The organism is Streptomyces natalensis ATCC 27448 (genome assembly GCF_000935125.1).
Taxonomy (GTDB): domain Bacteria; phylum Actinomycetota; class Actinomycetes; order Streptomycetales; family Streptomycetaceae; genus Streptomyces; species Streptomyces natalensis.
The window spans coordinates 579,510-598,060 of the sequence record NZ_JRKI01000061.1 but is presented as its reverse complement, the minus strand read 5'-3'; the positions used below and the strand labels follow the sequence as shown (position 1 = coordinate 598,060).

The following is an 18,551-nucleotide window of genomic DNA, read 5'->3' as shown; positions in this document are numbered from 1 at the left end:
TCCCTAGCCCAGCCGGGGCTTGATCTGCTCGGTGAAGAAGGTCTGCTTCTGCTCGGCGTTCAGATGACACGCGGCGGCGCGGCCGAGCGCCAGCGGCGGCCGCTCGCTGGTGCAGCTCGCGCCGCCGACCTGGTCGACGAAGCCACAGCGCGGGTGGAAGGCGCAGCCGGTGGGCGGGTCGAGCAGGCTCGGCGGGGCGCCGGGGATCGGGTTGAGGGCCTCGTTGACGTCCGAGGACAGTCGCGGCATCGAGCTGAGCAGGCCCCAGGTGTAGGGGTGCTGGGGCTGGGTGAGGATCTCCTTGACCGAGCCGCGCTCGACCGCCCGGCCCGCGTACATCACCAGCAGATCGTCCGCGGTGTCGGCGACCACGCCCAGGTCGTGGGTGATCAGGATGATCGCGGAGCCGAACTCCTGCTGGAGGTCCTTGAGCAGGTCGAGGATCTGCGCCTGGACGGTGACGTCCAGCGCGGTGGTCGGCTCGTCCGCGATCAGCAGCGCGGGGTTGCACACCAGCGCCATGGCGATCATCGCGCGCTGGCGCATACCGCCGGAGAACTGGTGCGGATAGTCGTCCACCCGCAGATTCGGCTGCGGAATGCCGACCTTGGTCAGCATCTCGATCGCCCGCTGCCGGCCCTCGCGCTTGGAGGCGCCGGTGTGCTTGATGAACGGCTCCGCGATCTGCCGGCCCACCGTGTAGTACGGCGAGAGCGCGGCGAGCGCGTCCTGGAAGATCATGGCCATCTTGTTGCCGCGGAGCTTTTCCAGGGTCTTCTCCCGGGCCCCGGTCAGCTCCTGGCCGTCCAGCGTGATCTCGCCGGTGATCTCGGCCGACTTGGGGTTGTGCAGGCCCAGGACGGCGAGGTTGGTGACGGACTTGCCGGAGCCGGACTCGCCGACGATGCCGAGCGTCTTGCCGCGTTCGAGGTCGAAGGAGAGGCCGTCGACGGCCTTGACGATGCCGTCCTCGGTGGAGAACCGCACATGCAGGTCACGGACGGAGAGGAAGGGGTCCGGTCCGGCCGGGACCGGTGCGTCCTCGGTCTTGGTCAGTGTGGTCACGTCAGGCTCTCCTAGGCGAGGCGCACGCGCGGGTCGATGAGGGCGTACGCCGCGTCCACGATGATGTTGAACAGGATGATGAACGTGGCCGCGAAGAGCATCACGCCCATGACCGTGGGCAGATCGGTCCTGAGCACCGACTCGATCGACAGGGTGCCCAGACCCGGCAGCGCGAACGTCACCTCGGTGATCATGGCGCCGCCGAAGAGGGTGCCCAGGTCGATGCCGAAGATGGTGACGATGGGGATCAGCGAGCCCCGCCAGGCGTAGCGGAAGAAGACCGTGGCGGCCGACATGCCCTTGGCGCGGGCCGTGCGCACGTGTTCCTCCTGGAGCTGCTCGATCATCGCGGAGCGCGCCATACGGGTGTACTGGGCGGTGAAGATGATCGACAGCACACACCAGGGGATCAGCAGGCCCATGAACCAGCCCACCGGATCCTCGGTGATGGGTACGTATTTGGGCTGCCCCAGCAGATTGGTGTTGTAGACGAGCAGCGTCAGCACGATCGGGCCGATGAAATAGATCTGCATCGAGCTGAGCACCAGCGAGGCCGAGCTGAAGAGCTTGTCGAGCAGGGTGCCCTGCTTCCAGGCGGCGAGCATGCCGGTGGCCAGGCCCACGAAGAGGAAGACCGCGGCGGCGCCGATGGTCAGCGACAGCGTGATCGGGAAGCGGTCGACGATGGTGTTCCACACCGCGTCACCGGTGGCGAAGGAGTAGCCGAAGCAGGGGGCGGGGCACGGGCCCTGGGCGAAGTCGCGGCCGGTGAAGATGCCGGCCATGAAGTGCCAGTACTGCACCGGGACCGGCTGGTCGAGCCCCATGTTCTTGTGGATGATCGCGAGTGCGTCGGGGCCGCAGTTCCGTCCGCAGGCCAGCAGCGCGGGGTCCCTTGGGGCGGCGAAGAAAAGGAAGAACGTGAAGGCGCTGATGAGCAGCAAGATCACGATCGCGCCGAGAGACCGGCGGACGAGGAATCGAAGCATGGCAGATCGCAGCTCTCGTGGGGCAGCGGAAGTGTGGAGGGTGGGGGCGGGGCACGGTGTGCCCGTCGGATGCGACGGGCACACCGTGCCGGGGGCCGCTCGGGGTGCGCGGCCGGACGACTACTTCTTCACGTACAGCTTGGTCGGGTCGATGGCGCTGAGGATGTTGTTGTTGACCGCGCCGCCGATCTTGGAGCCGTGCAGCTGGACCTGCTTGTAGTAGAAGGTCGGGATCTGCGGGAGGTCATCCTTGAGGATCTTCTCGCCCAGGGTGAACCAGTCGGCCGCCGCCTTCTTCGGGTCGGTCTCCTGGGAGATCCGGTCGATCTCCTTGTTGGTCTCCGGGCTGTTGTACAGCGCGTAGTTGGTGCCGCCGTCCTGGATCTGCCGGCCGTCGTAGACCGGGGGAAGCACCGTCAGCGCACTCGGCCAGTCCGCGCCCCACGCCGAGGGGTAGACATCGAACTGGTTGTCCGTCTTGCCGATGATGTCGTAGTAGGTGTCCGAGGGCAGTTCCTTGTTCTGGACGTCGAAGCCGGCCTTCTTGAGGTTGTCGGCCACCGCGACGGAGTACTTCAGGGGCTCGACCGCCGTGTTGTGGGCGTAGGTCAGCTTCATGCCGAGCTTGCCGGCCTTCTTCAGGATCGCCTTGGCCTTGGCGACATCGCCCAGCGGGTTCTTGAGCTTGCCGTAGGGGTCGATGTTCTTGTAGCCGGTCAGCGTCGGGCTGATGTAGCTGCCCGCCAGCTCACCGCCGCCCGGGGTGCCGTACGCGTCGAGGACGGACTGGATCGGCATCGCGTAGGCGATGGCCTCGCGGATCCGCTTGTCCTTCAGGCGGCGCATGTTGAAGTTCATCACGCCGACGTAGGGCTGGTAGCCCGAGGTCGAGCGCGCCTTGATCTTCGGGTCGTTGGCGACCCGCTGGAGGCTGGCCGCGTCCACCTGGTTGTTGAAGCTGATCGCCGTCTGGTTGTCCGTGTTGTCGGCCATCAGACGCTGGGTGGAGTCGATGTAGGACACGCTGAACTGGATGTCGAACTTGTCCGCGTACTGGTGACGCGAGATGTCCGTGTTCGGGTCCCACTGGGTGTTCTTGACCAGCGTGATGCCCTTGCCGTTCTTGAACGACCCGGGCTGGATCTTGTACGGGCCCGAGGCGACCGGGGCCTTGTCGTACTTCTCCTTGGTGTCCTTGGCCTTCTCGACGACGCCGTAGCCCGCCAGCGCCAGGGCGTAGGGCAGGTCACCGACCGGCTTCTTGAAGTGGAAGACGATGGTTTTGTCGTCCGGCGTGTCCAGGACGCTCTTGGGCAGGTGCTTGCCGCCGTAGGGGCCGCCCGGCAGGAGCTTGCGGTAGCCGGCGGTCGAGTTGGAGTCGGCCAGCCAGCGCTGGACGTAGGTCGGGCCGCTGGTGATGAAGTCCGCGAACTGCCGCTCGAAGGTGTGCCGCAGGTCCGTCGAGGTGATCGGCTTGCCGTCCTCGAACTTGACGCCGTCCTTGAGCTTGTACGTCCAGGTCTTGCCGCCGTCGGACTTCTGGCCGCTGTCCGTGGCCAGGTCGCCGACGACGTTGTACTTGCCCTTGTTGTCCAGGTTGAACGCCGTCAGCCTGCGGAACAGCAGGGTCGAGAGGCTGCCCTGGTCGGAGACGTAGAGCTGGGCCGGGTCCAGGTGGGCGTAGGTGTCGCGCTGGTAGACCTTGATCGTGCCGCCCGGGGTGGCACCGGGTATCGGCGCGGCCGGGCCCTTGGAGGCGGCCGCGTCGGCGAAGGCGATCTGCCCGCGCATCTTCTCGGCATCCTTGCGCGACTGGTCGTCGGCCGCGCCCTGCTTGGCGCCGCTGCTGCACGCGGTCAGGGCCAGCGCTCCGGCGGTGAGGGCCACGATCGCGGCCTGGGCTCTGCGCATACGGACATTGCTCATGGTTGTGAATGCACCTGCCTGTCGTTGATCCGTTGCTGCTGCCTGACTGATGCGGCACCGGGGTGGCAGCACCCCCTGTGGAACGGATTCACCGAGCCCTCTTCGGGTCGAAGGCGTCCCGGACCGAGTCCCCGAGCAGGTTGAACGCGACGATGAAGAGGACCATCGCGACGCCGGGGAAGAACAGATATGTGATGTCGTTGTGGTAGTAGTCGGCCGCGTTGGCGAACATCCGGCCCCAGTCCGGGGTGGGCTCGACGAGACCGACGCCGAGGAACGACAGACCCGCGATCGAGGTCACGAAGTTCGGCAGCATGTAGGTCGTCTGGACCAGGATCGGCGTCATCACATTGGGCACCAGCTCGCGCCGGATGATCCGCCAGGGAGAGGCGCCGCTGATCTTGGCCGCCTCGATGAACTCCCGCTCGCGCAGCGACAGCACCTGGCCGCGCAGCAGCCGGGCCAGGCTCATCCAGCCCAGGAACCACAGCACCAGGATCAGGATCGTGCAGCGCATCCAGAACGGAATCTCGTCTTCCGGGGCGACGAAGATGGCGGTGACGACCGGGACGAACGCGACATAGAACAGCTGGTTGGGGAAGGCCATCAGCAGGTCGATGAGCCGGCCGATGAAGTAGTCCGTGCGGCCGCCGAAGTAGCCGGCCGCCACGCCCAGCACGATCGCGGTGAGCACCGAGACGATCGTGACGGCCACCGCCAGCCCCAGCGTGTTGCGGATGCCGTAGAGCAGCTGCATGAACACATCGCGGCCCAGGCCCGGCTCCAGTCCGAACCAGAAGTCCGAGGAGATACCGCCGTTGGGACCTGCCGGGTACTGGTTGACCAGCAGGCCCGGGGTGGTCTGTCCGTACCGGGTCCAGGGGTCCTTGCCGTAGAACTTGGAGATCAGCGGCGCGAACGCGCCGAGGGCGAAGAAGGACAGCACGATGAAGGCGCTGATCACGCCCGTGCGGTCACGTTTGAAGCGCGCCCACATCAGCTGGCCCGGTGAGCGCCCCGCGAGCGCGCCGTTTTTGCCCTTTTTCGAGGTCGCACTGTCGGGACCCAGACCTGGGGTGTCGGTCTTGGTCACCGCGGTCTGGGATGGACTAGTCATCGCGAAGTGCCCCCGCGCCGAGTTCTCTTGGAACATGAAGCGGCGCGAGTCGCGCCGTTGGATGGCGCGACTTTCGCAAGTTGTTTACTGCCGAGTCAAGGGTGTGCGGTGTGCAGTTGTGCAGGTCGTCTGCATCTTGAGCGAAGATTACGCAGATCGACGCATAGGCGTGCTTGACAGGCCCCGGTCATGTACGGCATGGGGGATATATCGCGCCCAACCGCTTTAACAAGAAGGCAATATTGCCGCAGCAACTCCGATATACGAACGCGGAATGCTGAACAACGTACGGCCGTGCGGGTGCCGTAGACCGGCCGGGGGCGCCGAGAGGAGCCCCCGGCCGGTCACCGTTTTCACCGGTATGCCCAGCACCGCTCCGGCGTATGTGCGGTCCCGGTGTGTTGTCCCCGCCCCGCGGGTGCAGTAGACCTGCACCAGGCGTGCGCACACCGGCGGCGCCACGGACGACACAGCGCATCGACGCGGACGGGGGCGGCCGTGTCCACCAGACGGAACACCGGTCTCAGCGCGGGCGCGCGGGGCACCGCGGCCCTGCTGTGTGTGCTGATGGCGCTGACCGATATCGGCTGGATCATCCGGGACCTGAACATCGCCCAGCACCCCGCCGACCTGTGGTGGACCTGGCTGGGCGAGGTGCGCCGGCCCGGCGAGTTCACCGCCTGGGCCACCAGCGCCCTCGATCCGCTGCTGGTGCTCGGTGCGCTCGCCGCCGCGGCCGCCGCGCTGCGCGCCGCCTCCTCCATCGCCACCGGCGCGCTGCTCGCCCTGGCGTCCGCCACGGCGCTGCTGCGGCTCCCGCTGCTGTGGGTGCTGGGCGCGGGCTGGTTGCAGGGGCTGCAGAGCGGGCTGACCGGACGGGCCCGGCTGACCGCCGGCGCCCAGCTCGCCCTCGCCGTGGTCCTGGCCGTCGTGGTCGCCGCGGGCCGCCGTCCCGACGACAGCGCCGATGAGGATCTGCGCGGGGTGACCCGGCGCGCGTACGGAGTGGTCCACCGGCTGCCGGACGACGAGCCCGACGACGCCCCCGGCCGCCCGTACAAGGGGCAGGCCGGTGCGCTCGCCGCCCTCCTGGGAACCGCCGGGCCGGCGCTCGCCGCCTGGGAGGTCCACTGGGTGCTGCGGCTGGGCTGGGACGTCTACCGCAAGGGACTGCTCGGCGACGCCTCCGCCTTCCGGGCGCTGCTCCAGCCCCCGGTGCACTGGCAGATGACGGCGTGCGCGCTGCTGTCCCTGGGGGCCGCCGTCGCCGCGCTGCGGCGGGCGTCCTGGGCCCGGCCCGCGGCCCTGGCGGCCGGGGCGCTGCTGGCCGTCCAGGGGGCCGGGGTGCTGGTCTTCGCCGCCGGGACCGGGCAGCTGGGCCAGTTCCCGCTGCTGCCCGGCCAGGCCCAACTGGAGCTGGGCACCGCGGTGGTGGTGGCCCTCGCCGGGGCCGCAGCGGCGGTGGTGGCGGCCCGGCCCGGAGTGCCGGACAGCCGCCCGGAGGCGGGCGGGGCGCTGGCCTACGACGCCTCCCCGGAGGCGGAGCGGCCGCCGCATGCCCCGCCCCCGCCGTCCAGGCTCCCGCCGGGCTGGTAACGGGGCGGGCCGGTAACCGGGCGGTTCACGCTCCCCTCGCCCACGGAGCGCTCAGGTCATCCCCAAGGACCGCTTGAGGAAGTCCACCTGGAGCAGCAGCAGGTTTTCGGCCACCTGCTCCTGGGGCGTCATATGGGTCACCCCGCTCAGCGGCAGCCCCTCGTGCGGCCGGCCCGCCGCGAGCAGCGCCGCCGACAGCCGCAGCGCATGCGCCACCACCACATTGTCGTCCGCCAGCCCGTGCACGATCATCAGCGGCCGGTGCGGCTCCACCGCCCCCGACAGACCCTCGTCCGTGACCAGCGAGTTCTCGGCGTAGACGGCCGGCTCCTGGTCCGGGTGCCCGAGGTACCGCTCCTGGTAGTGGGTGTCGTACAGCCGCAGATCGGTCACCGGCGCGCCCACCACCGCCGCATGGAAGACATCGGGACGGCGCAGCGCGGCGAGGGCGGCCAGATAGCCGCCGAACGACCAGCCGCGGATCGCGACCCGCTCCAGGTCGAAGGGAAAGGATCCGGCCAGTGCCCGGAGGGCGTCGACCTGGTCCTCCAAGGCGACCGCGGCCAGCTCCCGCGAGATCGCCTTCTCCCAGCCGGGGGACCGGCCCGGGGTGCCCCGGCCGTCCGCCACCAGCACCGCGAACCCCTGGTCCGCGAACCACTGCGACGTCAGATGCGCGTGGTGCGCGGCGACCACCCGCTGCCCGTGCGGGCCGCCGTACGGATCGAGCAGCACCGGCAGCGGGCCGTCGGCCTCCGTATAGCCGGTGGGCAGCAGCACCGCGCACGGAATCTCCCGCTCCCCGGCGAGCACGAAGCGCGGACGGGCGGTCAGCTGCGGCTCCTCGGCGTACGAGGCGAGCGTGGCCAGCGTCTTCTCCCCGCCGTCCGCATCCAGCCGCAGGACCTCCACCCGGGCCCCGGGCCACTCGGCCGACGCCTGGGAGAGCACCACCAGCTCCCCGCTGCGCACGGCCGAGGACACCGTCGGATGCGGCCGCGCGCCCACCCGCTCCCAGCCGCCCTGGTCACCGCTGCCGCGGAACCAGGCGCGGTAGACCCCGATGTCCTTCATGTCCGTACCGCTCGCGGAGAACAGGACATCGTCCTCCCCGACGTCCAGTACGGCGCGCACATGCAGCGGCGCACCCGTCAACGGCCGGTCGCCGACGAACAGTTTGCGGGCGCCGCCCTCGTCCGCGATCCGTACGAGCCGTCCGTCCGGAGTCCAGGCGGGCGCCCCGGGGAACGGCTCGACCCACACCTCGTCCTCGTCGTCGTGCACCGTACGGGTCGCGCCGGTCTCCGTGTCGACGGTCAGATAGCGCTGTTCGCGCTGGTCGCGGGATTGCACCAGCAGCAGCGGCGGACCGCCCGCGGACCAGTGCACGCGCGCCAGATAGGGGTAGCGGACATGGTCCCAGGTGACCTCCGTACGGGAGCCGTCCAGCCCCAACAGGGCCAGCGTCACCACGGCGTTGGCGGTGCCGGCCGCGGGGTAGGCGACCGCTGCCGGCTCGCGGTCGGGGTGGGCGGGGTCGGCGATCCACCAGCGCCGCACCGGGGACTCGTCGACCCGGGCGGCCAGCAGCCGGTCGCTGTCGGGCGACCACCAGAAGCCCCGGTGGCGGCCCATCTCCTCCGCGGCGATGAACTCCGCCAGGCCCCAGGTGACCTGCGGACCGTCCGGCGCGGCGAGGATCCGGTCGGCGGTAGGGCCGTTGCCCGTGCCGTCACCGGGCGCGCCCGCGCCGTCGGAGGTGGCCGCGCCGTCCACCGCGACCACCCGCAGTCCGCCCTGTGCCACGAACGCCACCTGCCGCCCGTCCGGTGACGGCCGCGGGTCCACCACGGGCCCCTGGACCGGGAGTTCGCGTGTGGTGCCGGCCCGCAGCTCCGAGACGAACAGCCGTCCGGAGAGGGTGAACGCCGCCAACTCCACGGCCTCGTCCACCGCGTAGCCGACCACGCCCGCCGAACCTTCCCGGGTACGCTCGCGGCGGGCCTGCTCCTCGGGGGAGAGTTCCTCGTCCGCCCCGGCCAGCAGCGTCAAGGGGTCGGCGGCGGTGAACTCCCGTCCCTCGTCCAGGTCGAGGACCCACAGCCGCTGGGCGCGGTCGGTGCCCGACGCGGAGCGGAGGAAGACGACGCGGGCGCCGTCCGGCGAGAGGGCGTAGCCACGCGGGGCGCCCAGGGTGAAGCGCTGTGTACGGGCGTACTGCCGGGGGAAGGAAGGCTGTCCGGTCGTCATGGGCCCGAGCCTAAAGGGGCGCGGGCCACAGGTGGTCGCACTCGTGAAGATCGCGTGCGCCCCTCCTCTGCATCCGTGCACCGACTTATGCGCTCGGACGGAAAGTTATGATCCCTTGCGCGTCATGGGTACGGGGTAAAGAGCCCATGGCATACCCCGGTGTGCGGGTCGCCGAGGCGTCCCGTGCACCACCAACTCTGTCCGGTCCGTGCGTACTTGGAGGTGAGCCGCCGTGGCACTCTCGATTTCGGCGGTGGTGCTGCTGGCGATCATCGTCTTCTTGCTTGTCAAGAAGTCCGGGCTGAAGGCCGCGCATGCGTTTGTCTGCATGCTGCTGGGCTTCTATCTGGCCAGCTCGTCCATCGCCCCGACGGTCAAGCAGGTGACGACGAACGTGGCCAGCATGCTCGGCAACATCAAGTTCTGAGCCACCGCACCATCTGATCGGGTCCGGGCGTCCGGGGCGGCCGTCACAGGGCGCCGCCCCGGACGCCCGTCCCCCGATCGGGTGCAGGGACGGCGGCCGGGATCGCCTGCTGAGGGCCCGGAGGGCGGCTCGTAGGCTGTCCGTATGACCGCCCACCCTCCCCCAGCTACCGCTGGGAGGTACCCCCAGCCCACCACCGCCCCCGGCGGAGATGCCGCCCACCGCAGTGACATCCCCTCCCGCCGTCTCCTGCTGGTCCATGCGCACCCCGACGACGAGTCGATCAACAACGGCGTGACCATGGCCAAGTACGCCGCCGAGGGCGCCCAGGTCACCCTGGTGACCTGCACACTCGGCGAAGAAGGCGAGGTCATCCCGGCCGAGCTCGCCCATCTGGCACCCGACCGCGAGGACGCCCTCGGTGCGCACCGCGTCGGCGAGCTGGCCGCCGCCATGGCCGCGCTGGGCGTCACCGACCACCGCTTCCTCGGCGGCACGGGCCGCTACCGCGACTCCGGAATGATGGGCGCGCCCCAGAACGACCGGCCGCAGGCGTTCTGGCAGGCCGATCTCGACGAGGCCGCCGCCCATCTGGTGGCCGTCATCCGTGAGGTCCGTCCCCAGGTCCTGGTGACATATGACCCGAACGGCGGATACGGACACCCCGATCACATCCAGGCGCACCGTGTCGCGATGCGCGGCGCGGAGCTCGCCGGGCGGGCGGATTTCCGCCCGGATCTGGGCCCCGCGTACGCGATCGAGAAGATCTACTGGAACTGCAACGCCCGCTCGGACGTCGAGAAGGGCTTCGCCAGGCTGACGGCCGCCGGGGTCTCCTTCCCCGGGATCGCCTCCGTGGACGACGTCCCGGGCGTGGTGCCGGACGCCGAGGTCACGGCATCGATCGGCGGCGGCCCGGTGTACGCGGCGGCCAAGGCGGCGGCGATGCGCGCCCATTACACCCAGATTGCGGTCGACGGCCCGTTCTTCGCGCTCTCCAATGATCTGGGCCAGCCGCTGTTCGGCAGCGAGCACTATCGGCTGGTGCACGGCGAGGCGGGCGCCTTGGAGGGCGAGCGGGAGGACGACCTGTTCGCCGGGATCGCGGCAGGCTCGGGGAGCGGCGTCGGGGTGGCGGACCGGACGGAGGACCGGACGGAGGACCGGGTGGCGGACCGGATGGAGGAGGCGACGGAATGAGCACCGGAAACGGACCCGGAAAGGGCTCTGGCAAGGGGCCCGGCAAGGCTGACGGCAAAGGCGTGGGAAAGGCTGCGGGCAAGGGCGGTGCCGCGGGCGGCAAGGGCAACGGATCCGGCGCACCGCAGCGGTCGCGGGCGGGCGGCGGCGCCTCCGCCGCACGCCCCGTGCCCCCCGCGCCGCCCCGCCCCGCCGCCGGGCCGTCGGCCCCGGTGACGCCGGGCCGGATCGGCCTGTACGTGCTGCTGCTGGTCACGGGGGTCCTGGTCGCCGTGGCCGGGACGCTCGTCCAAGCGGCGTGGTTCCCGGGCGGATTGCTGCTGGCGCTGGCCGCCGCGGCCGGCCTCTTCCACGGCGGCGCCACCGCGACCGGCACCCTGGCCGGTGCGCTGATCCCGGGCGCGGGCTGGCTGGTGGCCGTGTTCATCCTGCTCAGTCAGGTCCGGCCGGAGGGAGACTTCCTGTTCGGCGCCGGGACCAGCTCGTATCTCTTCCTGGCCGGCGGCCTGGCGGTCGCTGTGATCTGCGCCACCGTTGCCCAGCGGCGTGCTGTTGGTGTACCGCACGGCCGAGTTGGCGGATGACATGGTCCATAGCAGGACCAAACCGGCGGCGAGCCCGCTAAACGGGTTGTGTCCAGGGGGTTCGCCCATGGCGGCGGTGTTCGTACGCTCTTCGGGTGTCCGTCGGCGGCGGCCAGTATGGTGGTGCGCGCCGCCGCGCCGCCCTGGGGGCACACCCCCGGCTCACGCCGGGAGCTCCCCCACCTGGCCTGTGGCCGGGGATCATCTCTGACGAGCGGCGGAGCCAACCGGGAGAACCTGCTTTGAGTCGTGAATCTGACAGTTCGTCCTCCGGCCCCCAGGGCCGTGGCGCAGCCGCGTACCCCTCGGGCACGCAGCCGTACGGCTCGCCCGGGGGAAACGCCGACGAGGCCGCGGCCCGGCCGGAGGAGCCGAAGACCGAGACCACGCTGACGACGCGGATCAAGATCAACATTCCGGGGTCCCGCCCCATCCCGCCGGTCGTCGTGCGCAAGCCCGTCGGCGAGGAGTCCGGCATGACTGGACCGGCCGGGCCCGGCGGCTCCGCCGGGTCCCCGGGCACGTCCGTTCCCGCACGTGGCGCCGAGCGCAGCGGCGAGCGCACCGCGAACACCCCGCGGCCCGAGGCGGCCGCGGACGCGCCGACCACCGGTGGCCCCGGCGACAAGACCAGCGACTGGTTCGCCCCGCGCAAGGCGGGCGCCGGCCCCGGTGGCGGGTCCTCGTCCACCGGCTCGCACCAGGTCCCGCCCGCCCCCTCGGGTGCGACGCCGCCGCGCGGTACGTCCGGCGCCAAGCCTCCGCACCGTCCTGACCTGCCGTACTTCTCCGACGGCCAGGGCGGGCCCGGCGGCGGTTCGCCGTACGACACCGGGGCGGGGCGGACGAGCACGCCGTTCGACACCGGGGCGCCCACGGGCGGCTCGCCCTTCGAGAGCACCCCGTTCGACGGCGGCGGTGCGCGTGGCGGCTCGCCGTTCGACGCACCCGCCGCGCCCGCCCGCCCGCGCAGCCCCTTCGACTCCCCGCTGGGCGACCCCGCGGGCCCCAGTGGCCCGACGACCGGCCCGGCGCGCGGCGACAGCGCGCTGAACCTCCCGCCCGGCTTCAGCGAGCCGGAGGCGCCGGGTGTGCCCGGCCGGCCCGACGACACCGCCGAGCTCACCCCGCAGCCGCCGGCGCCCCCGCTGGCCGGTCCGGGCCGCGGCATGGGCGTCACCGGAGGCATCTCGGGCGGCCTGCCCGGCAGCGCCGCGGCGGGTCCCGGTGCCCCCGGTGGCGCGCCCGCGGGGCCCGGCACCCGGAAGAAGGGCGGCCGTCCCGGCGGCGTCCCCGGTGCGGACGACACCGCCCGCGGCTCCGCCCCCGGCGGCCGGGTCTCCGGCGACACCCTGGTCAGCGGCATCCCGACGACGTCCGACGGCCCGTCGTCCCCCTCGCCGTTCGCCTCCGGGCCGGCCGGGCCGGCCGGCCCGGCCGACGCGGACGACTCCGCCGCCCCGCCGTCGCGGCGGGCGATCCCGGAGCCGATCAAGCCGCCCAAGAAGGGCCGCAACAAGATCGTGCTGGCGGGTGTCGGCCTCGTGGCCCTGGCCGGTGTCGCCTACGGCGCCGGTCTGCTGCTCGACCACGCCGATGTGCCCAACGGCACCACCGCGCTCGGCATCGACATCGGCGGTACGAGCAAGGACGAGGCCGTCAAGAAGCTGGAGAAGGGCCTGGGCGACCGCCTCACCGCGCCGCTCAAGCTCACCGTCGGCGGCAAGTCCGTCACCCTCCAGCCCGCCAAGGCCGGCCTCTCCATCGACCTTCAGGCCACCGTCCGCAACGCCGCGGGCCGCGACTACAACCCCGTCTCCGTCATCGGCTCGCTCTTCGGCGGCACCCGCGTCGCCAAGCCCGCGGTGGTCGTCGACAACGAGAAGCTGGGTGTGGCCCTCCAGAACCTCGCCGGTCCGGCGGCCGCCGCCAAGGACGGCGGGATCTCCTTCGTCAACGGCAAGGCGGTGCCGCACTACGGCGTGCCGTACAAGTCGATCGACACCGGGGCGTCCCAGACCAAACTCGCCGACGCCTACCGCGACCGCGCCTCCACCGGCAGCGACTCCGCCGTCGTGCTGGCGGCCACCACCCAGCAGCCCAAGGTCGGCAAGGCGGCGGTGGACAAGGCGATGAAGCTGTTCGCCGAGCCCGCGATGGCGGGCCTGGTCACGGTGCGGACGGACGCGGGGCACGGGGTCTCCTTCAGCCCGCAGAAGTCCATCCCCAAGTTCCTGTCCTTCACACCGACCGCCGACGGCCAGCTGACGATGCGCTACAACCTGCCGGTCCTCGAAAAGCTCTACGGCGACACCTTCAACGGCCAGACGGTCACCACGGGCAGCGGCGCCAAGAAGCCGGTCACCCCGAACATGGTGGCGAGCGCGGTGAGCAAGGCGTTGCAGGGCCGGACGCCCGCGGAGCGGGTCCAGACGATCGGCGTGGACGCACCGTGACGGAGTCCGTGACCGGCCGGTGACCGCTTCCGGCCGTCGCACGGAGCAGAACCGCAGGTGGAGGCCCTCTCGGGTGATTCCTCAGGGAATTCCCCCAGGGGGCCTCACCCATGACAGATGTCATGCCAAGGTCCGTACACACGACACTGCCGGGCGACCCCGCGGATGCCGGAAGCTGAATGCCATGACGACGACAGCAACCACCACCGCCACCGCCGCGCAGTCCGCCGGCCCGGCGCCCGTGGTCAGCTTCCGGGGGGTCAGCAAGAGCTACGGCGCGGTGCGCGCGGTGGCCGATCTGGACCTGGAACTGCATCCGGGCGAGACCGTGGCCCTCCTCGGGCCCAACGGCGCGGGCAAGTCCTCCACCCTCGACCTCCTCCTCGGACTGCGCACCCCCGACTCCGGCAGCCTCTCGCTGTTCGGGACGACCCCGCAGTGCGCCATAGAAGACGGCAGGGTCGGCGCCATGCTGCAAAGCGGCGGCCTGATGGAGGGCGTCAAGGTCAAGGAGCTGGTCGGGCTCGCCCGCGATCTGCATCCGCGCGCCTACCCCCTCGACCAGATCCTGGAGACCGCCGGCATCACCGACATCGCCGAGCGCATGGTCGGCAAGCTCTCCGGCGGACAGGAGCAGCGGGTGCGCTTCGCCCTGGCCACGGCCGGCGCCAACGACCTGATCGTGCTGGACGAACCGACCACCGGTATGGACGTCTCGGCCCGGCAGACCTTCTGGGGTGCGATGCGGGAGCAGGCCCTCCAGGGCCGCACCGTCCTGTTCGCCACGCACTACCTCGAAGAGGCCGACGCCATAGCGGACCGGGTGATCGTGCTGCACCGCGGCCGGGTCCTCGCCGACGGCACCGCCGCCGAGATCAAGGCCAGGGCCGGCGCCCGCCGGATCAGCTTCGACCTCGACGCACCGGTCGACCGCGACGCGCTGTCCGCCCTGCCGTTCCTGACCTCCCTGTCGGTGTCCGACAACGGCTCCGCCGCCGACAGCGGCCGCCGCACCGTGCGCATCCAGTCCCAGGACGCCGACGCCACCGTGCACGCCCTCTACGGCCTGGGGGCCTACCCCCGCAACCTGGAGGTCTCCGGCCTCGGCCTGGAACAGGCCTTCATCGCCCTGACCACCGCATCCGACGCGACGTCCGCCACCGCCGAGGAGGCGGCCCGATGACCACCCTGATCAAGCTCGAGATCATCCGCGCCCTGCGCAACAAGAAGTTCATGTTCTTCTCGGTGATCTATCCGCCGGCGCTGTATCTGATCATCGCGGGCGGCGCGGACAGCAAGCCGATACGGGGCATGCAGCTGGACATGGGGCTGTACTTCATGGTCTCCATGGCAGCATTCGGTGCCATGACGGCCGTCCTGCTGGGCAACAGCGAGCGCATCGCCAAGGAGCGCGAAAGCGGCTGGGTGCGCCAGCTGCGGCTGACCGCCCTGCCCGCCCGCGGCTATGTCGCGGCCAAGATGGGTGCCGCCGCCACGGTCAGCCTGCCCTCGATCGTGCTGGTCATGATCGTCGCCGCCACGGTCAAGGGCGTACGGCTCGAAGCCTGGCAGTGGCTCGCCATCGCCGGCGGCACCTGGCTCGGCAGCTTCGTCTTCGCCGCCCTGGGCGTCGCCATCGGCTATCTGGCCACCGGCGACGCGGTCCGCCCGATCGCCATGCTGATCTACTTCGCGCTGGCCTTCCTCGGCGGCCTGTGGATGCCCCTGACGATCCTGCCCCAGTGGGTGCAGAACATCGCAGAATGGCTGCCGACCCACGCCTACACCGCACTCGGCACCGCCGTCGAGGCCGGCAACGCCCCCCATGTGAAGGACATGGCCGTCCTGGCCGGGTATTTGCTGCTCTTCACCGCCGGTGCGGCATGGCTGTACCGCAAGGACACCCGGAAGGCATAGACCGGTGGAGACGACGTGCGCGCCCGAGGACCGCAACCCGGTGATGATCGGGCAGGCGGCCAGAACCCGCCGCCAGGCCCTCAGCAAGACGGTGTGGGTGGGCGTCTGGCTGCTGTATCTGGCCGCTCCCGTCGGCCAGCTGATGCAGCCCCACACCACCATCGCCGAGCGGATCTGGGGATTCATCGGGCTCGTACTCTTCGTCGTCTCCTACTTCGTCCTGGTCTTCCGGCACATGTGGCGCGCCCTGACCGGCCCGGTGGGCTACGCGGCGCTCGCCGTGATGCTGGTGCTGTCCATCGCGCTCTCCTGGACGCTGGACTTCTCCTGGCTGGTGCTGTTCATCTTCACCAGCGTCGCCGCCGGCGTGGTCCTGCCCTGGAAGCTGTCGCGCTGGCTCATCCCGCTGATCACCCTCCTGGCGATCGCCGTCGGGGCGCGCTACCCCGAGATCCGCACCTACTACCTCTTCGCCTACGGCCTGCCCGCGCTGGGCAGCGGTTTCATGATGGTCGGGGTGCAGTATCTGATCCGCACGACCAAGGAGCTGCGCTTCGCCCGTGAGGAGGTCGCCCGCCTCGCCGCCAACGACGAACGGCTGCGCTTGGCACGCGACTTGCACGACCTCCTCGGCCACTCGCTCTCCCTGATCACCCTCAAAAGCGAGCTGGCCGGCCGGATGCTCCCCGACAAGCCCGAGGACGCCGCCCGTCAGGTCGCCGACATCGAACGGGTCAGCCGCCAGGCGCTGGTCGACGTCCGCGAGGCGGTCACCGGATACCGCCGCCCCCGGCTCGCCGTCGAACTGGCCGGTGTGCGCGCCGCGCTGCGCACGGCCGGCATCGAGGTCACCGTCGATCCGGCCCTGGAGAGCGAGCGGCCCGGACTCGCCTCCGACGAGGAGGGCGCGCTGGCCTGGGCCTTGCGCGAGGCGGCCACCAATGTCGTACGGCACAGCGGCGCCCACCGCTGCGAGCTGCTGCTCACCGAGGAGTGGGAGTCCGACGAACGCCGCTATCTGTGCCTGACCGTGCTCGACGACGGCACCGGCCCGCCCCGCGCCTTCCACGACGGCAACGGCCTGTCCGGCCTGCGTGAGCGCCTGGTCCTGGCCGACGGCCGCCTGGAGACCGGCCCCGCGCCGCGCGGCCGGGGCTTCGCCCTGCGGGCCTATGTCCCGCTCGGCGGCTCTGTGCCCTCCGGCGGCGACATCCCCGCGGCACCCTCCGAAAGCGTTAGGCCACCCGGCTGAACATTGCCGACAAGGGTTTGAGTTCCTGCGGTTCGGCGGCGTGGCGTGCGGACAACGGCAGCACGATATGTCTGACACCCGTGAGGACAGAGGCTAGGAGCGCCGTGAGAAGACTTGTGCAGGCGGGAAGCGTCATCGGGGCGTGCGGCGTGATGCTGCTCGGCGCCGGTTCCGCCGAGGCCCAGACGGAACCCTCCTTGCTCGGGGCCACGGTGGGTGCCGATCTCGCTGACGTGACCGGCATGATTTCCAACGTCACCTGCAACAACCGGCTGGCCGATTTCAATTACAAATCACCGCAGGTCAAGTCGCCGCACCCCTGTGTCAACGGTCCGGTGCACAGCGGCAACAGCGTACACAGCGGGAACTTCATCAATCATGGAAACCCGAATAACAGCGGCAATCTCAAGAGCACGAACGGTTCCACCAACAGCGAAAATTCCGCTTCGGGGAACTCGGCGGGCAGCTCAAACAATATTCAGCGGCTCCTCGGGGGCCTGCCGCACTGACACATGAAGCAGGGAGATCGCCCGGCGAAACCGCCGGGCGATCTCTTTTTGCCGCCTCACCGCGGTACTGCGGATTTCCTCAGCGGGCCTTCTGCGTGTTGTTCTCGCTGTCGTTCTCGTTGCCTTTTCCGGTGTTGTCGGACTCGGAAGCTCCGTTGATGGCGGTCGGACTTCCGCTGTTGCTGATGGTGCCGGAAAGGTAGACGTTCTGCGAGTTCTTGAGATTTCCGCTGTTCAACGGCCCGTTGACGCAGATTTTGGCCCGGTGCTTGCATACGAGAATCGAGTCCATCTCGACCCAGGTGTCGCCGTTCCCCGACCCGCCCCATACGTCGTATCCGTCCGACGCCAAGGCAGGCGACACCCCACCCATGGCCAAAAGCACGCCGCAAGCACCTGCGATCAAGGATTTGGCACGTGCCGAATTCATCACTGTGTGGTCCTGCCCCTCGCGCGGTTGGTACGCCGCAGTCTTGCTACCGGGCAAGCCCCCGGCCGCCAAGCCTGAACCCCGGTCCGTTGCGGTATTCACCCGCTCCGCCCGCCGGATTCACCATGACGGCTCTCTCGGACGTCAACATCCGGCCTCCGCACCACGCTGGCTACCCTGGGCGCATGACCGATCCGGACGGCGAGCGGCCCGCGCCCTGTGTACGACTCCTCCTCGCCGAGGACCAGTCGATGGTCCGCGAGGCCCTCGCCGCGCTGCTGTCCCTCGAACCCGATCTGGAGGTCGTCGCCCAGGCGGCCCGCGGCGACGAGGTCCTCCCGGCGGCCCGCGCCCATCCGGTCGACGTCGCCCTCCTGGACATCGAGATGCCCGGCGGCAACGGACTGGACGCCGCGGCCGCCCTGCGCGCGGAGTTCCCCGGCCTCAAGCTCGTCATCCTCACCACCTTCGGCCGCCCCGGCTATCTGCGCCGCGCCATGGAGGCCGGCGCCGACGCCTTCCTGGTCAAGGACGCCCCCGCGGCCCGGCTCGCCGACGCCATCCGCCGCGTCCTGCGCGGCGAACGGGTCATCGACCCGGCCCTGGCCGCCACCGCGCTCGCCGATGGCGCCAGCCCCCTGACCGAGCGCGAACGCGACGTACTGCGCCTCGCCGACGGCGCCACCAACGCCGAGATCGCCGCCGCCCTGCACCTCTCCCAGGGCACCGTCCGCAACTACCTCTCCCTCGCCATCCAGAAGACCGGCGTCCGCAACCGCGCCGAGGCGGTCCGCACGGCCCGCGACAAGGGCTGGTTGTAGGGCCTGTCCCCA

General features: G+C 70.7%; 16 protein-coding genes. 10 read left to right on the top strand and 6 right to left on the bottom strand.

The window, feature by feature from the left end; translation table 11 throughout:
- Positions 1-3: 3 nt before the first annotated feature.
- The 4 genes from SNA_RS33370 to SNA_RS33355 form a co-directional block, all read right to left on the bottom strand.
- Positions 4-1,065, bottom strand: a complete 1,062-nt coding sequence (locus SNA_RS33370) for an ABC transporter ATP-binding protein (protein WP_044368086.1) — start codon at positions 1,063-1,065, stop codon at positions 4-6.
- An 11-nt stretch (positions 1,066-1,076) separates the two neighbouring features.
- Complete coding sequence (locus SNA_RS33365; protein ID WP_030065892.1) at positions 1,077-2,054, bottom strand: ABC transporter permease; 978 nt, start codon at positions 2,052-2,054, stop codon at positions 1,077-1,079.
- A gap of 120 nt (positions 2,055-2,174) precedes the next feature.
- A complete protein-coding gene (locus SNA_RS33360) occupies positions 2,175-3,980 on the bottom strand; it encodes an ABC transporter substrate-binding protein (RefSeq protein ID WP_078970369.1) in 1,806 nt (601 codons plus the stop codon).
- 88 nt (positions 3,981-4,068) lie between these two features.
- Positions 4,069-5,097: an ABC transporter permease gene (locus SNA_RS33355; protein ID WP_030065894.1), complete on the bottom strand. Its 1,029-nt coding sequence runs from the start codon at positions 5,095-5,097 to the stop codon at positions 4,069-4,071.
- Positions 5,098-5,595: 498 nt separating this feature from the next.
- On the opposite strand from SNA_RS33355, the gene SNA_RS33350 reads away from it, so the two are divergent.
- Positions 5,596-6,693 carry a hypothetical protein gene (locus tag SNA_RS33350; RefSeq protein ID WP_078970368.1) on the top strand — a complete coding sequence of 366 codons (1,098 nt, stop codon included), beginning with the start codon at positions 5,596-5,598 and terminating at the stop codon, positions 6,691-6,693.
- 51 nt (positions 6,694-6,744) lie between these two features.
- Here the strand turns inward: SNA_RS33350 and SNA_RS33345 are convergent, their stop codons facing one another.
- Positions 6,745-8,943 (bottom strand): prolyl oligopeptidase family serine peptidase, encoded by a 2,199-nt coding sequence (locus SNA_RS33345; RefSeq protein ID WP_044368085.1) that lies wholly within the window; start codon positions 8,941-8,943, stop codon positions 6,745-6,747.
- A gap of 232 nt (positions 8,944-9,175) precedes the next feature.
- Between SNA_RS33345 and SNA_RS33340 the strand changes: the two genes are divergently transcribed.
- The 8 genes from SNA_RS33340 to SNA_RS33305 all read left to right on the top strand — a co-directional run bounded on the left by SNA_RS33340 (position 9,176) and on the right by SNA_RS33305 (position 17,288).
- Positions 9,176-9,370 (top strand): hypothetical protein, encoded by a 195-nt coding sequence (locus SNA_RS33340; protein WP_030065897.1) that lies wholly within the window; start codon positions 9,176-9,178, stop codon positions 9,368-9,370.
- 144 nt (positions 9,371-9,514) lie between these two features.
- Positions 9,515-10,570 (top strand): N-acetyl-1-D-myo-inositol-2-amino-2-deoxy-alpha-D-glucopyranoside deacetylase, encoded by a 1,056-nt coding sequence (mshB, locus tag SNA_RS33335; protein WP_078970367.1) that lies wholly within the window; start codon positions 9,515-9,517, stop codon positions 10,568-10,570.
- Positions 10,567-11,154 (top strand): DUF6113 family protein, encoded by a 588-nt coding sequence (locus tag SNA_RS33330; RefSeq protein WP_241779933.1) that lies wholly within the window; start codon positions 10,567-10,569, stop codon positions 11,152-11,154. The genes mshB and SNA_RS33330 overlap by 4 nt, the downstream gene beginning before the upstream one ends.
- Positions 11,155-11,396: 242 nt before the next feature.
- Complete coding sequence (locus SNA_RS33325; protein ID WP_044368084.1) at positions 11,397-13,610, top strand: hypothetical protein; 2,214 nt, start codon at positions 11,397-11,399, stop codon at positions 13,608-13,610.
- Between the two features lie 184 nt (positions 13,611-13,794).
- A complete protein-coding gene (locus SNA_RS33320) occupies positions 13,795-14,793 on the top strand; it encodes an ABC transporter ATP-binding protein (RefSeq protein WP_030065904.1) in 999 nt (332 codons plus the stop codon).
- Complete coding sequence (locus tag SNA_RS33315; protein WP_030065905.1) at positions 14,790-15,527, top strand: ABC transporter permease; 738 nt, start codon at positions 14,790-14,792, stop codon at positions 15,525-15,527. The genes SNA_RS33320 and SNA_RS33315 overlap by 4 nt, the downstream gene beginning before the upstream one ends.
- 4 nt (positions 15,528-15,531) lie before the next feature.
- Positions 15,532-16,779, top strand: a complete 1,248-nt coding sequence (locus tag SNA_RS33310) for a sensor histidine kinase (RefSeq protein WP_241779932.1) — start codon at positions 15,532-15,534, stop codon at positions 16,777-16,779.
- A gap of 116 nt (positions 16,780-16,895) precedes the next feature.
- Complete coding sequence (locus tag SNA_RS33305; protein ID WP_037789654.1) at positions 16,896-17,288, top strand: hypothetical protein; 393 nt, start codon at positions 16,896-16,898, stop codon at positions 17,286-17,288.
- Between the two features lie 79 nt (positions 17,289-17,367).
- Here SNA_RS33305 and SNA_RS33300 read toward each other — a convergent pair whose 3' ends face one another.
- Complete coding sequence (locus tag SNA_RS33300) at positions 17,368-17,718, bottom strand: hypothetical protein (RefSeq protein WP_030065908.1); 351 nt, start codon at positions 17,716-17,718, stop codon at positions 17,368-17,370.
- Positions 17,719-17,903: 185 nt separating this feature from the next.
- Here SNA_RS33300 and SNA_RS33295 point away from each other — a divergent pair, with 185 nt between their 5' ends.
- Positions 17,904-18,539, top strand: a complete 636-nt coding sequence (locus SNA_RS33295) for a response regulator transcription factor (protein ID WP_030065909.1) — start codon at positions 17,904-17,906, stop codon at positions 18,537-18,539.
- The last annotated feature ends 12 nt before the right edge of the window (positions 18,540-18,551 follow it).